This window comes from Gimesia panareensis, from assembly GCF_007748155.1.
GTDB classification, from domain to species: domain Bacteria; phylum Planctomycetota; class Planctomycetia; order Planctomycetales; family Planctomycetaceae; genus Gimesia; species Gimesia panareensis.
Genome location: NZ_CP037421.1, coordinates 5935416 through 5950614 on the forward strand (window position 1 = coordinate 5935416; position 15199 = coordinate 5950614).

11 protein-coding genes are annotated in these 15199 nt (G+C 51.1%); 5 read left to right on the forward strand and 6 right to left on the reverse strand.

Going from position 1 to position 15199, the window contains the following annotated elements:
* Positions 1–14: 14 nt before the first annotated feature.
* Positions 15–1493, reverse strand: coding sequence for a nicotinate phosphoribosyltransferase (locus Enr10x_RS22120; protein ID WP_145451405.1), 1479 nt, complete (start codon positions 1491–1493; stop codon positions 15–17).
* A gap of 612 nt (positions 1494–2105) precedes the next feature.
* On the opposite strand from Enr10x_RS22120, the gene Enr10x_RS22125 reads away from it, so the two are divergent.
* Genes Enr10x_RS22125 through Enr10x_RS22145 form a run of 5 tightly spaced genes read left to right on the forward strand, consistent with a single transcriptional unit; the run spans position 2106 to position 5787 of the window.
* Positions 2106–2897, forward strand: coding sequence for an ABC transporter permease (locus tag Enr10x_RS22125; RefSeq protein ID WP_145451406.1), 792 nt, complete (start codon positions 2106–2108; stop codon positions 2895–2897).
* 1 nt (position 2898) lies between these two features.
* On the forward strand, positions 2899–3651 hold the full coding sequence (locus Enr10x_RS22130; RefSeq protein ID WP_145112766.1) for an ABC transporter ATP-binding protein: 753 nt from the start codon (positions 2899–2901) through the stop codon (positions 3649–3651).
* A 27-nt stretch (positions 3652–3678) separates the two neighbouring features.
* Complete coding sequence (locus tag Enr10x_RS22135; RefSeq protein WP_145451407.1) at positions 3679–4272, forward strand: D-sedoheptulose-7-phosphate isomerase; 594 nt, start codon at positions 3679–3681, stop codon at positions 4270–4272.
* A 25-nt stretch (positions 4273–4297) separates the two neighbouring features.
* On the forward strand, positions 4298–4867 hold the full coding sequence (gene gmhB, locus Enr10x_RS22140) for a D-glycero-beta-D-manno-heptose 1,7-bisphosphate 7-phosphatase (RefSeq protein WP_145451408.1): 570 nt from the start codon (positions 4298–4300) through the stop codon (positions 4865–4867).
* On the forward strand, positions 4864–5787 hold the full coding sequence (locus Enr10x_RS22145) for a glycosyltransferase family 2 protein (RefSeq protein ID WP_145451409.1): 924 nt from the start codon (positions 4864–4866) through the stop codon (positions 5785–5787). The genes gmhB and Enr10x_RS22145 overlap by 4 nt, the downstream gene beginning before the upstream one ends.
* Before the next feature lie 10 nt (positions 5788–5797).
* Here the strand turns inward: Enr10x_RS22145 and rfbA are convergent, their stop codons facing one another.
* The 5 genes from rfbA to Enr10x_RS22170 all read right to left on the reverse strand — a co-directional run bounded on the left by rfbA (position 5798) and on the right by Enr10x_RS22170 (position 15166).
* Positions 5798–6676 (reverse strand): glucose-1-phosphate thymidylyltransferase RfbA, encoded by an 879-nt coding sequence (rfbA, locus tag Enr10x_RS22150; RefSeq protein WP_145451410.1) that lies wholly within the window; start codon positions 6674–6676, stop codon positions 5798–5800.
* A gap of 384 nt (positions 6677–7060) precedes the next feature.
* The gene (locus Enr10x_RS22155) at positions 7061–7573 is read right to left on the reverse strand and encodes a prepilin peptidase (protein ID WP_145451411.1); all 513 of its coding nucleotides are present in this window, start codon (positions 7571–7573) and stop codon (positions 7061–7063) included.
* 57 nt (positions 7574–7630) lie between these two features.
* Positions 7631–10249 (reverse strand): serine hydrolase, encoded by a 2619-nt coding sequence (locus Enr10x_RS22160; RefSeq protein WP_197997329.1) that lies wholly within the window; start codon positions 10247–10249, stop codon positions 7631–7633.
* Between the two features lie 99 nt (positions 10250–10348).
* Entirely contained in the window at positions 10349–11827 is a 1479-nt protein-coding gene (locus tag Enr10x_RS22165) for a sulfatase (protein ID WP_145451413.1), read from the reverse strand.
* Between the two features lie 243 nt (positions 11828–12070).
* Positions 12071–15166, reverse strand: a complete 3096-nt coding sequence (locus tag Enr10x_RS22170) for a tetratricopeptide repeat protein (protein WP_145451414.1) — start codon at positions 15164–15166, stop codon at positions 12071–12073.
* Between the last annotated feature and the right edge of the window lie 33 nt (positions 15167–15199).

Genomic DNA, 15199 nt, shown 5'->3' on the forward strand with positions numbered 1-15199 from the left:
TTTTTCTCTCGATTTTATGATTGCGTTAACTTTCGTGCGAGCAGAATCTGTTCTGTTTTAAAGTTGTACAGATTCTGCTCCAGGCCCACGGGGTACTCATGCGGTTCCAGGTGACGCTGGATTCCCACATGAAACAGATCCAGCTGCTGCTGAGCCCGTTCACGAATTTTCTCCAGTGACTCCTGCTGATGCACGATCTCCCCTTTCCGAACCACTGGAATCAGCAGATCTTCTGACTGCAGACTCTCGTCCAGAAATCTACGACGAGTCGGATCCAGGGGATCGATCAGTACATTGCCGGCAGGTAACGGATTCTGCAGTTCGTCATAGATCATATCCGCCACGGCACCATTTTCATTCAGAAAACGCCTCGTCTGTAAAATTCCGGGAGTGGAAGTTTTGATGGCCTGTTCAGACAGTTTCAGTTTGGGCTCCCATTCATTGTTCTCGTTGCGAACCGCTCCCAGTTTGTAAACCCCTCCCAGCGCTGGCTGATCGTAGGCAGTTACAAGACGGGTTCCCACACCCCAGATCGCAATCCGGGCTCCCTGCGTCTTCAGACTGGTAATCGTGGCTTCATCCAGATCATTGCTGGCCACGATCGCCGCCTCCGTTAACCCGGCTTCATCCAGCAACCGCCTGGCTTCGATACTCAGGTACGCCAGGTCTCCGGAATCGAGGCGGATCCCCACCATTTTGTGACCAGCCTCTCTCAATTGAATACCGACGCGAATCGCATTGCGAACACCTTCCAGTGTATTATAGGTATCCACCAGGAAGACACAGTTATTCGGCATCGCCTCAGCGTATTCTTCGAAGGCCGAGAGTTCATCCTCAAAGGACATGACCCAGCTGTGAGCGTGAGTTCCTTTGACGGGAATTCCAAACAGCTTGCCTGCCAGCACATTGGAAGTGGCGGCACAACCTCCGATATAAGCAGCGCGACTGGCTGACAGTCCACCGTCAATGCCCTGAGCCCGTCGCAACCCGAACTCCAGTACCGGATCGCCTCCGGTGGCAGTACAGATCCGGGCAGACTTGGTGGCGATTAATGTCTGATAATTGATCAGATTCAGTAATGCGGTTTCCAGGAGCTGACACTGCAGAATCGGTCCGCAGACCCTTACCAATGGTTCATGCGGAAAGACGACGGTCCCCTCCGGAACGGCATGCAGATCACAGGTAATCTCTAAATCATTGAGATAGCTCAAGAATTCTGGAGAGAAGAGCGGACGGCCGTCATTGCCTTCCAGTTCCGCAAGATAACTGATGTCATCCCCGCTGAATTGAAAGCGTCTGACGTACTCCAGAGCGTACTCCAGACCGGCGGCGATTGTGTAACCGCCTTCGAATGGATTTTTACGAAAGTAGAGATGAAAGACCGCTTCCTGTTCGGCCCGTCCGGTTTTCCAGTAACCATGGGCCATCGTCAGCTGATACAGATCTGTCAATAATGTCAGGGACGTATCATAAATCTTCGTCAGGGTCGTCATGTTATCCTCCGATCAGTTAGTGTATTTTAAACACTAACAAAGCCTATATCAATCCCTGTTTTGCCGGGATCTCGTAAAATCATACAGATTTTTCGAGAAAGGCCACTGTCTGCGAATCTGTGGAAAGGCCCTCAGCCCCACCTCACCGGTCCATACCTGTCAGCTGTAAGTCTTTAAATATCATACATTTTCACTACCTGACCACACAAAGTCTTCCCCCAGAATTAATGTTGCTCGATTTGATCTGAATCCACTATACTCCCTCACCAGTTATTCTATTTTCGCAATTCAATCAACCTGAGCGGAAACTTTTTAACTCTACCCCAACTCATTTTGCAGGATGCACAAGTTTCAGGATGAAAAGTCGAGTTGTAACCGGGCCACCACCAGAGACTGCCGGGAGGGTCTCTCTGGAGAAGGAATGGGACGCGCGCCACGCCCCGGAAATACAGTTCTGCCTGTCTGCGCCGCGTTCTGCAATGCTGGGTCTGAGTCAGTCTCCGGGACAAGATCGACACCGCGAAATCAGCTCACAAGCCCGCCAACCTGAAGGAATCGACTTTTACAGTCACAGGTTTGACAGCTTTACCAACCCAGTAATATAGATGTTTAATGAATAATCGAGTCAAACTCGCCTTGGAAGATATGATCGATATGATCAAATCCAGCCAGTTATGTATGTTTCTGGCCTGGTTTGATATCCGTATCCGTTATCGAAGATCGAAGATCGGTCCCTTCTGGATTACGATCAGTATGGCGATTTTTATCATTGCCCTGGGCGTGGTCTATTCCAAGCTGTTTAAAATGCCCCCGGGAGAATATCTTCCCAATCTGGCTGCCGGCTATCTGTTCTGGACGATGATTTCCACCATGCTGAGTGAATCACCTACGGTCTTCATCGAAAACGCAGCCTATCTCAAAGATATGAAAATCAATCTGCTGGTGTTCATTTTCCGATCACTGGCCAGAAACACGATTATCTTCCTGCATAATGCGATATTCATTGCCTTTGTCAGTCTCTATTTCCAGATCTGGCCCCAGTGGCCCATGATCCTCGTTGTGCCGGGAATCGCACTCGTACTTCTGAATCTGTTCTGGATCACACTGTTCTTTGGAATCATTGGAGCCCGTTACCGTGATCTGGCTCCCATCATTCAAAGTCTGGTGCAGGTGCTGTTCTTTGTTTCTCCCATTACCTGGCTTCCCAAACTGGTGGGAACCGACAGCTGGGTACTGACATTAAATCCGATCGCTTACTTTCTCGATCTGACGCGATCCCCCATTCTGAATCAGGTACCTGCGTTAAGCTCCTGGTTGGTATCCATCGGCATCCTGATTGTCGGGTTTGGTGTCACGACATTACTTTATGCATTAAAACGAGACCGGATCGTATATTGGATTTAAAATGGCCAGGATAAGAGTAGATAATGTCACTCTGCACTACCCGATCATCGGGGCGGGTGACCGGTCCGTCAAAAACAGGTTATTAAGCTTCGCCACCGGTGGTAAAATCACGGGGGGCAGTGGCACCATGGTCGTGACTGGCCTGGATCAGATCAGCCTTGATTTGCACGACGAAGACCGACTGGGGCTGATCGGACATAATGGTGCCGGTAAATCCACGTTACTGAAAGTGCTGGCTGGCATTTATACTCCCACCGCAGGAACAGTCGAGGTTGAAGGACGTATCGTTTCGACTTTGAATATTACCCTGGGTTTTGAGCATGAAGCGACGGGATTTGAAAATATCTATCTGCGAGGACGTCTGCTGGGGCTGACCACAGAGGAAATCGAAGCGAAGATGGATGAGATTGTAGATTTCACCGAGCTGGGCCGCTACCTGGATCTGCCGGTTCGCGTTTATTCGTCCGGGATGCTGATGCGTCTGGCGTTTGCCATCATGACTTCTCTCGAATCAGACATCCTGTTGATGGATGAAGTGATCGGAACCGGAGACGCCCGCTTTATCCATAAAGCGGAAGCCCGACTCGATGAGTTCATGAATAAAGCCAAGATCATGGTCATCGCCTCGCATTCGGATGATGTCATTCGAGAGTTCTGCAATAAAGCTCTGCTGTTGAAAAACGGAGCCCCCTTTGCGACAGGCGAAATCGACGAAATACTGGAAATTTATCAGTCATCAGAATACCAGGCATAAATCATCCATTTTTTGGAGCATCAAGTTATGAGCCAGGCCGCCAGAATCATTTGCAGAAACCTGGAACGTTCCATCGAAGCAAAGAATGAGTTGCTGCAAAACACAGAAACTCAGGCCGAATTTGCACGGGCAGTGGATGTGGTACTGAATTCCTATCAGCAGGGGGGCAGACTGTATGTGGCCGGGAACGGCGGTTCCGCCGCCGATGCGCAGCACCTGGCCGCTGAATTCGTCAGTCGACTGGCAAGGGATCGTGCGCCGCTGCCGGCAGAAGCACTGACCACAGACTCTTCGATCATTACTGCCATCGGAAACGACTATGGCTATGACCAGATTTTTTCCCGCCAGATCGCAGGCAAGCTGACTTCGAATGATGTCTTTCTGGGAATCACGACTTCCGGAAACTCACCCAATATTGTCAAAGCCCTGCAGGTGTGCCGCGAACGTAACATCCAGAGCATTGTCTTTACCGGTCATGATGGAGGCAAAGTACGCGAATGGAGTGACATCTGCATTATTGCTCCCGGAAAACTGACCAGCCAGATACAGGAAGTGCATCTGGTTCTGGAACATACGCTCTGTGAATGTGTGGAAGCAGCACTGTTTGACTTTGAACTTTAAAACTTGTGAACCTGGAGATCGGTTCGTGCCCAAAGCCCTGTTTCTGGATCGCGATGGAGTAGTGAATGTAGAAAAACACTACCTGCATCGCATTGAAGACTGTGAATTCGTGGCAGGCCTGTTTGACTTATGCCGGGCTGCCAGTCAGGCCGGATATCGCCTGATCATTGTCACGAATCAGTCCGGAATTGCGCGGGGGTATTTTAACGAAGCACAGTTCCTGTCACTGATGGACTGGGTCCGGCTGCAGTTCAGCAGACAGAACGCGCCTCTGCTCGATGTCTTTTACTGCCCCCATCATCCGACTCAGGGAGTCGGACAATATAAAACGAAATGCCTGTGTCGTAAGCCTCATCCGCAGATGCTGTTCGACGCAGCCCGGAAGCATGATCTCGACCTGCAGGAGTCCATCATCGTTGGGGACAAACTCTCAGACATTCAGGCCGGCCGGGCAGCACATGTAAAGAAAACCGTCCTGGTCGGAACCGGCCATCACGTCAACGAAGCAGACAAACAGGCTGCTGACCTGTTTGCAGATTCGCTGTTTGAACTGAAAAACCAGCTGTTTCCCGTTGTCGATGAGGCCTGTGCATGAATAGCGCGTCCTCTATTCCGGTATCCGTCATCATCGTCAACTACAACTCCGGACGACATGTCTCGTCCTGTGTGCGCTCGGTTCTGCAGCACGCGCCTGATTCCGAAGTCATCGTCGTTGACAATGCGTCACAGGATGACAGCATCACTCTGCTGGACACTGAATTTGCTGATCAGAGTCAATTGAAAATCATTCGGCACCCGGTCAACGCGGGATTTGCCGTCGCCTGCAATCTGGGTACCAGTCATGCGACCCATGAATATTATTTCTATCTCAATCCCGATTGCATTATCGATGAGAACACCATTCCGCGACTGCTGGCTTGCCTGAATAAACACGAGAACGTTGGCATGGTAGGTGGCCTGCTGCTGAATGCAGACGGTTCTGAGCAGCGTGGTGGCCGTCGCAGCGTCCCGACTCCGGGACGGACACTGGTCCGGATTCTGAAACTCTCCTTTTTATCGAAACGGTTTCCGCGTCTGTTTCCCGACTTCAATCTGCACCAGCAGGCATTGCCAGAGCATCCGATCGAAGTCGATGCTATTTCCGGCGCCTGCATGCTCGTAAAGCGTCAGGCATTCGATGAGGTCAGTGGACTGGATGAAGCGTACTTTCTACATTGCGAAGATCTGGACTGGTGCATGCGGTTTCATCAGCAGGGCTGGAAGATCATGTTTGTCCCCGATGCGATTCTGACACATGAGCAGGGGGCCTGCAGTAAATCAACGCCGATTGCGGTTGAATGGTACAAGCATAACGGAATGGTTCGCTTTTACCGCAAATTCTTCCGTCACGAATATCCGCATCTGTTGCTGTGGACAGTCATTCTGGCAATCTGGGTCCGCTTTGGCTCGATCGCGGCCTTGAGCTCTGTCAAAAATGTCTGGCAGGCCGCGCTGGGTTCGCGGAATCTGAAGTAAACCTGGCTGATTATTTCAGGCTGTCCAGAATCTTAAACAGGTACTGACCATAGTTGGTTTTCGCCAGCGCTTCCGCCTGCTGATACAGTTGATCTCGGGTAATCCAGCCTTTCTGGAATGCAATTTCCTCCAGACAGGCAATTTTCAATCCCTGCCGATGTTCGATTGTCTGGAAAAAATGGCTGGCATCCTGCAGACTCTCGTGAGTTCCGGTATCAAACCAGGCGTGTCCCCGGCCCAGAAGTTCAACGTGCAGATCACCTCGCTCCAGATAGGCATTATTGACAGAGGTGATTTCGAGTTCCCCCCGCGCAGAAGGCTTGACGTTTTTCGCGATTTCGATGACATCATTGTCATAAAAATACAGACCGGTCACGGCATAATTGGACCTGGGTTTTTCCGGTTTCTCTTCAATTGAGATCGCGCGAAACTCACTGTCAAATTCGACCACGCCAAACCGCTCCGGATCATGTACCTGGTAGCCAAAGACCGTTGCCCCCTGCTCACGGTCGGCGGCGGCTTTCAGACTTGCTGTGAATCCATGTCCGTAGAAGATGTTATCTCCCAGGATCAGGCAGGCGGGGTCCGATCCCACGAAATCTTCACCGATCAGAAAAGCCTGCGCCAGTCCATCGGGCGATGGCTGCTCGGCGTACTCAAAGCGGACCCCCCACTGTTCCCCGGACTCCAGTAGATCCTGAAACATGGGCAGGTCGTGTGGTGTGGAAATAATCAGAATATCTCGAATACCCGCCAGCATGAGCGAGGAGAGCGGAAAATAGATCATGGGTTTGTCGTAGATCGGCAAAAGCTGTTTGGAAACAACTTTGGTTACCGGATGCAGCCTGGTACCAGATCCCCCTGCCAGAACAATTCCTTTTCTTGACATCTGTTTTTCCTGTCCTGTTTCCGTTAGATGAAGTTGCGCGATCTTAAAATGACCAGTGGCTGAACGAGAAATGTCTTCCTCTCTCCTGATCAGTCATACCTCGAATATGACTTGCAGAAAATGACCTTCCGCGCTCATTGGAAATTTGCAACTGGTAAGCGTTTGGTATTGAAAATCAACGAATAAAGCAACATGATTTTCGATTCTTAACACGGAAAACATGGGAAAACCCGGCATTTTCTGGACAATACAGAATTTCCAGTGCCGTTCTGCAAATTGCAATCCCGAATCCTTATTGTTGCCCCTCCACGGCCAGTGCCAGCTTCCGCAACCAGTTTAAATCTGATCAGGTATTTTTTGGCAAGCTCTGGACTGAGATCGGCGTCACTTCCAGGGCTGAAACAGAATGAGCAGTCCCAGGATCGTAGTAAACGAGAGAAACAACGATCCTTTTATCAGTCCCCTGCGGTTCCGCTGGTTCTCCAATTCCTGATCCGGGTGTTCCAGTTCTTCAGGCACGTCGAATGTGTTCTCGCGACGCTTTCTGAGCTTGCTGTAGTAATAACCCAAAATCATCAGCAGGCATCCAACGATCAGAGAGATCAAAGGAATCACCGGTCCTGTTACCGTGCCGATTGCGATCAGCAGTTTCGAAAATCCGGCAGAAGCATAACCTTTTCCTAAGAGAAATATTCCAATGGCAAAACCGACTACAAAACCAGTCAAATGCAATGCCCACTGATGATCGAAAATCATCAGCACCAGACCGGAAAAGACTCCAGCGAGATTCAGCCAGTTAGGAATTCGATCGGTGCGAAGCTCAATCACGACGGCCACACTCAGTAAAATCGCCAGTACACAAATTAAAGGCAGCACCAGCACGGGAACTTCAAACATGGATCATCCAACTCCACTTACAGATTAATTGTCTTCATTTTTGATTCGATCAGATTCTCAGTGCGACGCGGGCTCTGCAGGAACAAATCGATAGATCGTGTCGATAATGCGATTGTGATGCTTCGTGCGATTGACCGTGTTACTCTGCATCAATAAGACTCCCACCAGGTCCCGTTCAAAATCGATCCAGGCGACTGGTCCGGAATAGCCGGGGTGCGAGAGGATTCGTGAATGACCATTGATCGGGCTGTCTTTAATCTGAAAGGCCAGACCGTAACGCCCATTGGTCCCCGGCTGTGGCTGATATAACTGCTGGAGCGTCTCAGCCCGAATCAGCTGCTTTCCGTGGTGTTTGCCACGCTGCAGATGCAACTGCATCAGCGTCCCGATATCGTCGAGTGTTGAGTAAACGCCTCCCCCTGCGGTCGAAAGTCGTTTATTCTGTCGTTCTGCCACTTCCAGTCCAAACTGATCCGGTTCAAACACTCCCGGCTTACTGGAGGAATACAGAGGGGCCAGTTTTTTGAGTTCCTGTCTGGTTGGTTGAATCGTAGACTGCTGCAATCCCAGCGGTTTAAAAACCCGTTCCTGCATCAGTTCGATGAATGATTTTCCGGTCACTTTTTCAGCTACACAGGCTGAAAGATCAATCGGCCGACCATACATCATTTTGGTTCCCGGTTCGACAACGAGCCCCAGTTTCAGACAGCCATTCACGAAATCCTGTGGAGTCTGTGGAGAGACGTAATCGGCTAACTGAGGATCATTTTTCTCCAGGTGCTTTTCTGCTTTGAGCCAGTTGTCGTTGGGGATTCCCGAGGTATGACTCATTGCATGCCGCAAACGAACCGGCTGCCGGGGTTTTGTCCCATCGGGTAGTCGGATGTTGGCAAATTCAGGAAACGTCTTTGAGATCGGGTCATCAAATGTCAGCAATCCCTCATCTACCAGGGAAGCCATCAGCGTTGCGGTAAAAAGCTTGCCTGTGGATGCCAGCCAGCAGAGCTGGTCGACAGTGAACGGTTCACTGGTTTTAATATCGACGACTCCGTGTGCTTCCCGCATTACGACCTTGCCCTTGTGAATGAGCAGAATCGAAATTCCGGGGTAATAGCCTTCCCTGATCACAGCCTGAATTTCAGATCGGATTGCCGAGCGTGCCTCGTCAGTCAGACTCGTCTGGTTTGAAAGCTGGAAGCCGGCGATCGGCATCCGTACTGCGTAGAGTGATGTCCTCGCAGTCACATACAGTGTTTTGCGGTCTGGCCCCCCAAAGGCACAGTTCGCCGGTCCTTCAGGAAAAGGAATCACAGCCAGAGTTTCCCCCGCGGGACTCATTACTTGAATGCAGTTTGCACGGGGACGGGTGAGATAGAGATTCCCCTGCACATCCACGGTCAGTCCATCGCCGCCTGCCAGCGGTTGGCCTTCCTTTTGTACCAGCGTTCCCAGTATGTGTCCCGGGCCAATCCGCCCCGGAGCTAGAATCGGATACGCCAGCAGCTCAGGTTGTCCTGAAGGCAGAACGTATAATGTTTTTTCATCCGGAGAGAGTAAAACTCCGTTACAGCGGGAAACGTCTTTGACCAGTTGCGTCACAGTGCCCTCAGCAGAAACGTAGAAAACGCCACTGGGGCCGGGACGCTTTGCTGAACCGCCGATGTCACTAAAGTAGACGCCCCCCTGGGAATCGAGCACGAGGTCATTCACACGGTGAAATGCTTTGTCGTCACATTTGTCCGCGATGACCTGAAATTTCCCGGTACTCGAATCGTAGGCCACAATCTGGGCGGGCGCTCCCTGAGTCTTCTGACTTCCGGACTGACAGGCGAAGAGGCGACCATCCGGATGAAAGAACAGACCATTTGTTCGCAGGCTATCTTCCAGAAACGTGGTCAGTTTGCCGTCATGGGAAACACGATACACTTTTTCGGTGGGCAGATCCGAGAAATAGAGATTGCCTTCCCCATCGGCGGCAGGACCTTCCGTAAATTGAAAGCCGGTATGCAGGCGGCGGACATCGCCGATCTCACCGATCCCTGCAGTCTGCTTCGCGGGAGCAGGTCGAATCTTGAGCTGACGAAACTCCAGAGCGCCCGCTTTTTCCCCTGCGGGGCCGCCCGAATCGCCTCCCAGCCCGAACGTCAGTTTTGGCTCGGCAATGTAGTCGGCTTTGACTGTGAATTCCTGGCCATCGACCTTGACGGTCATCTCCGGACCGTGGAACTGGATCTGTGCCTGATACCATTTGTCTGTCTCGATCTGATGCGGTTTCTGCAGCAGGTTCTCCGATTCTCCTTTTTTCGCATGTCCCAGAACCCGGATCTGATCCCGGCTCACCACCAGATGCACAATGTGTCCCCGCTCTTGTGAGCCGTTAAAGATCATCCCGGCAAATCTCGCTTTTCCTTCCAGGCGAAATTCGTAATTGATGTTTCCATCCCCCAGCACAAACCGCCGCATCTTAACGGGTCCGTGCCGACGGGGACCGGATTCATAGCCGCGCAGAATTCCATTTTCTGCCTTCCACGTTCCCAGTCCCCAGAACCAGTCCCTGGTCAGTGGTTCCTGGAATGATTCCTGCAGCAGAATCAGTGGTTCCTCAGCAGAGGTTTCCGCAGAGAGCGGCTCAGGCTGAATCCAGACGCATATCAGCAGACAGACAAGAGATTTCATGAAGGGAGCATTCATATGGTACCTACCCTGAAGTGGATCTATCCGAAATAGAGAAAGCAGATTGAAAACGTATGACACCTGATCTAACCGGTGTCGAAATCAGAGGTCTTTTTCTGTGGGTGGAAAACGTTTGCGGTTGTCACTATCCACCGGCTTTCCACTGCGGGTATTCCACCATTCATGAGCCTTCTCAGGATTGTAACAGGGATTCGGCAGCGGCATGCGAGCGCTGACACTATGGCGCCAGGCATTCAGCTTCTGTTTGAGGTCAGCAACGCGACCTTTCTTTTCACTGGCCAGATTGTTTTTCTCACCAATGTCGGCACTGATTTGATAGAGTTCGATATCCCCGGTACCGTCCAGGTATTCGATCAACTTCCAGTCCCGTTCACGAATACTGCTGGCAGGGCGATCGTGGTGGTAGTGCGGATAGTGCCAGTAGAGCGCCTGGCGGGGCAGTTTTGCATCCGGGTGCGCAAAGAGAGGGAGCAGGCTCACACCGTCGATTGTCTGATTTTTCGGTAACGTTCCTCCTGCCAGTTCAACAAAGGTGGGATAGAAATCATAACTGATTGTTGGTTCTGCACAGACTGTGCCGGCCTTCACCATAGGTGGATACTTGACGATCAGAGGCACGCGAACACCTCCCTCGTGCAAAGACCCCTTCTCTCCTTTCAGCGGTGCCTGTGTCGAGACGTTATCATCCGCCTGAGGTCGATAGTCATACCGTCGGTACAGGCCCCCGTTATCGGAAGTGAAGACGATCATCGTTTCATTCGTCAATCCCTCCGCTTCAATGGCAGCGACAATCCGGCCCACCATATCATCACAATGTTCGATCATGGCCGCATACACGGGATGAGGCAGGTCACGCTTGAGTTCAGCCGCTCGCTTGCGGTACTTTTCCACCTTGTCCGACATCGCTCCCAGCGGGATATGCACCGCGAAAGGCGAGAGCATCAGAAAGAAGGGCTTCTCTTTATTGTCGCGAATGAAGTCGATGCTTAAATCGGCTTCAAACTCCGTTCGATACTGGCCTGTCTTCGGTTTCAGGTCGCGCCGCCCCTGGACCCGGTACTTTCCGGGAAGATGCGGACCGCCAATCACTGCGGAAAAATCATAACCCTGGCGATCCGGTTGAAATTCAGGCCCATTTCCGAGATGCCATTTTCCGATATAACCCGTAGTGTAACCGGCGGGCTTGAGTGCTTCGGCCACGGTTACGGTATCCAGCGGGAGTGCCATCGCTGGTCGCGGGGTAATCACGCGTTCGAAGGGACGCCAGTGCCCCGAAATGAAATCCGTAATCCCGATCCGCGCCTGATTCTGACCTGACTGCAGCGCACATCGCGTGGGCGAACAGACAGCGCCGGCGGCGTAGAAATCGGTAAACCGCATGCCTTCCTTTGCCAACTGGTCGATATGCGGCGTATCAACAAAATCATTATCGTAACAGCCGACATCCTTCCAGCCCATGTCATCGATAAAGATCAGCACAATATTCGGTTGGTCCGCGGCAGAGATCGTGCCTGCAGCCCCGAAGAGAGTTAACAGAGTCAGAACAATCACTCGCGCCATGATTTCAGCTCCAGTTGTAATTCAAGAGAAAGTCAGTATTGAAACCTGTTCTTCTCTTATAACTCATGGCTGCAGAACGGTTAAGTGATTTCTGGCAACTCATTACAGAAATCTGAAAAGCAAAACCGACGGTTACAGGAATGAAAGAGCAGTCCTGTTGATCCAGTCGGAATTTCAGATTCAGATCTCCAGTTCATTTGTGGGCAGAATACTTACCTCACATATCTTTCACAATCAAGAATACTATTCCTCTGGCGGATAGCGATAGGGTTTGGCCGCCTCGTATAATTTCTGACGTTCTTGAAATTCCGGTATTAAGTTCTCAGGGGCCAGTGCGATTGCTTCCTGATTGGCCTTTAAAGCTGCTTCATAATTTTCATTTTCAGCATACGCGACTGCCAGGTTGGCCCAGTTCATGGCCTTGAACTCAACTTTATAATTGTCGCTGATCCGTTTCCCGAATTCCGCCAGCTGAAGTGCTCTTTTTTTGTCCCTGGTTTCCTGATCATTGGTTGCCGCCAGTATTTCTGCTGCCGCCATGATGACATCGACTTCATCTCGATATTCTTTCATCGCTAACTCCAGAGAGACGAGCGCCTCCTGGTATCTGCTCAGTTTGTATAATGCCAGCCCCTGGTATTGCCGGATTTTTTCCAGCTCAGGCCAGCGGGTCAGAATCTGATTGGACTGTTCCAGCAGTTCCTCTGCGAGTCCTTTCTCCCAATAGACTTCACATAATTTCAATCTGGCCACACAATCATCGGGATCCCGTTTGACTCGCTGTTCCCAGTACGTCATCCGCTCTTCCAGCGGGGAATCTGCTGCAGGCAGGACGTCCGTGGCGGGAAGCCGTTGCAGCCTCACATCTTTCAGTTTCCAGACAAACCCGGTTGATCCCGGGAGACGGGAGGATTTGCTTTTTGCGTTGATCCTGAAGAGTAAATGGTTCCTGAGGGGAGCAGTCTCATCAAAGCGAACCAGATCCATATAGTTCCCCAGCGTGACTTCACTGGAATCCGCTCGCAACTTCCAGTCCATCAAATGCATGCCGGTCCGCATTACACGGATTGACTGCTCCTGATGACGGTAAGGAACGCGATCGACAGTATAAATCCTGAAATGTGGTTTCAGGTCTGCCAGGCTGCGAAAGGGGACTGGCTGTTCTATTTTTACTTTGGGGTAAGACCAGGAGCTACTCAGAGCGATATTGAGTTCGGGCACCTTTTCCTCTTGGGCATTGGGATTCCCATAAAGCTCCGTCCAGCGAATATCGATCCTGGGCTCGCCGGTATGAAATGCGATCTGCTCGACTTGAGCCTGGATGTGAAATGGCGCTTCAATACTGATCAATGGCCTGGCCCAGGAGGACTGCGATTCGTTCGTCTTGCGGCAGATGAGTAGATTTTGATCTTCCCGGTCCCAGTCGATCTCATTTTCGCTGATTTCCCAGCCCAGGCCCTGGTCTTGAAAATCGAATTCGACCCAGTCACCTTTTAAATAGGCTTTGAGCTGTTGCAACATTTTTCCCGTGTGTGCGTAGTAGCGTTCTGCCAGCTCATCTCCGGCTGTCTGTTTCAGTTCCTGCCACTCTTGTTCCAACTGTTCTACGTCTGACATCTTCGAATCAGCGAACCAACCTGCTCGTATTTTCTGATCGAACTGCAGGACACGTTCCTGAACTTCTCCCTGGGCAGCAAACATCCGGCACATCAGAAACTTCCCGGGACGATGGGAACGTTGAAGCTGTGAGTAATCTAAGTCGCCCTCCGCTGCTTTGTACTCGGCCATCGCCAGTTGCGGATAACCTGCCCTTTCGAGAAAGTAGCCGATTCTGGTGCGGTAGTAAGCAGTATCTCCATATAATTTTTCACCAGGATGAGCCTCCCGGTATTTCTTCCGCTGCGCCAGGAAGCGGTCAATGATCACTTTGGCGCCAAATTTCTGCTGCTGTGACCAGTCGTCAACGAATTCATTGTCCTGCAGATACTGCAGGATCTCGAATGCATAATAAGGCAGCTGGGTGTCAAATCGATTTGTATCAATACAGTGATTGGCAAAGCTGCGAAACTGCCCCAGGTTGCCGCCCCAGCGAGGCAACATGGAGTTCCAGAGCCTGTAATAAGGCAGTGACTGATCGAGACGGTTTTCTACAGAGCGACGAAACCAGTCGACCGGTTCGTATTCTCTGTCCAGACCGGTCATAGCAGCAGAGATCAATTTAAAAGGGGGATATGGGGAATCCGGTCGTAATAAGCAGGCATACTCCAGATGGACCTTGCCTCGTTCCAGATTCGATTCGAAAAACTGATATTCACCCCGACTCATATTTCCGGGGTATCTTCCACCGCGTCCATCCCAGGCTTTATCCGCCAGATAGAGCCCCGTCAACCAGTGTTTGATAAAGGGATCGATCTTGTCTGACTTCAGGCATCCGATTAATAGCCCATTGCGAAATGTGACATTGTTCTGGTCCCAGATACCAACCAACTTGAAATGCACACAATCGTCCCATTGCTTTGTTGCTGATTCTTCCTCCAGCCAACGTACAATACTGACCAGTAATGCGTCTCTCTGTCCCTGTCCCACCATCGACCTGCAGTCGACAACAAACAGGCGCAGGTAAACTTGCACAATCAGTGGATACCGGCTTGTCCGCAACTGCTCGATGCAACGGGTCCACGTTGACAGTGCCGCATCGATATCTCCTGTCGCCTCACATAACACCAGGGCCACATAAGTCAGCAATAAAGGATCGTTGGATTTGAGCTCGATCACTTTTTGTGCTAACGGAACGAGTTCGGCATTGGACAAGGCATCAGGTTGTCCCGTGACTCTGAACAGATAGGCCTGCAGAAATTTCTCACCAGCTGCTTTGACGTCTGCTTTGTCCGCAGTGAGTTCACGATACGCTTCCAGTTCCCGCAAGCGGAATTTGAGATATTTCTGACTGAAGTCCCGGGGAGTTAAGATGCTTTCCAGGAGTGGTAGATCGATGGGTTGATTTAATGTTTTTCCAGCGCGCTTGAGTTTTAATGATGTGACTTTTCCGCTTGCCTGACTGGCAACCTGATACAGGTCCTCGCTGAGTTCCTTGCAGTCACCGGTCAACAGATAAACGGGGCCGTCCCCATAGTCGGGAAAATCGAGCGGTTTTTCAGAGCGGCGCCTGGGGTCATCATATCCACGTTGACGAATCTCGGCAGTGGCCTTGACCTCTCTGTCCGCCTGCTGCTGGCGAACGTGTTTTTTCTGCCTGGAGATCAGCAGAGCCAACATCCCCAGCATGACCAACACAAGCAGAGCGGCACGTAATAAATTTTTTTGGAATGGAGAGCGCACAGATCCTGTTTCCTTCTGAAACCAAAGGATAAC

What these genes read in the sequence shown, in the direction of transcription:
- Enr10x_RS22135 (WP_145451407.1), top strand. Translation starts at nt 3,679, where the DNA reads ATGAGCCAGGCCGCCAGAATCATTTGCAGAAACCTGGAACGTTCCATC.
- Enr10x_RS22130 (WP_145112766.1), top strand. Translation starts at nt 2,899, where the DNA reads ATGGCCAGGATAAGAGTAGATAATGTCACTCTGCACTACCCGATCATC.
- Enr10x_RS22125 (WP_145451406.1), top strand. Translation starts at nt 2,106, where the DNA reads ATGAATAATCGAGTCAAACTCGCCTTGGAAGATATGATCGATATGATC.
- Enr10x_RS22155 (WP_145451411.1), bottom strand. Translation starts at nt 7,573, where the DNA reads ATGTTTGAAGTTCCCGTGCTGGTGCTGCCTTTAATTTGTGTACTGGCG.
- Enr10x_RS22120 (WP_145451405.1), bottom strand. Translation starts at nt 1,493, where the DNA reads ATGACGACCCTGACGAAGATTTATGATACGTCCCTGACATTATTGACA.
- Enr10x_RS22160 (WP_197997329.1), bottom strand. Translation starts at nt 10,249, where the DNA reads ATGAAATCTCTTGTCTGTCTGCTGATATGCGTCTGGATTCAGCCTGAG.
- Enr10x_RS22165 (WP_145451413.1), bottom strand. Translation starts at nt 11,827, where the DNA reads ATGGCGCGAGTGATTGTTCTGACTCTGTTAACTCTCTTCGGGGCTGCA.
- rfbA (WP_145451410.1), bottom strand. Translation starts at nt 6,676, where the DNA reads ATGTCAAGAAAAGGAATTGTTCTGGCAGGGGGATCTGGTACCAGGCTG.
- Enr10x_RS22145 (WP_145451409.1), top strand. Translation starts at nt 4,864, where the DNA reads ATGAATAGCGCGTCCTCTATTCCGGTATCCGTCATCATCGTCAACTAC.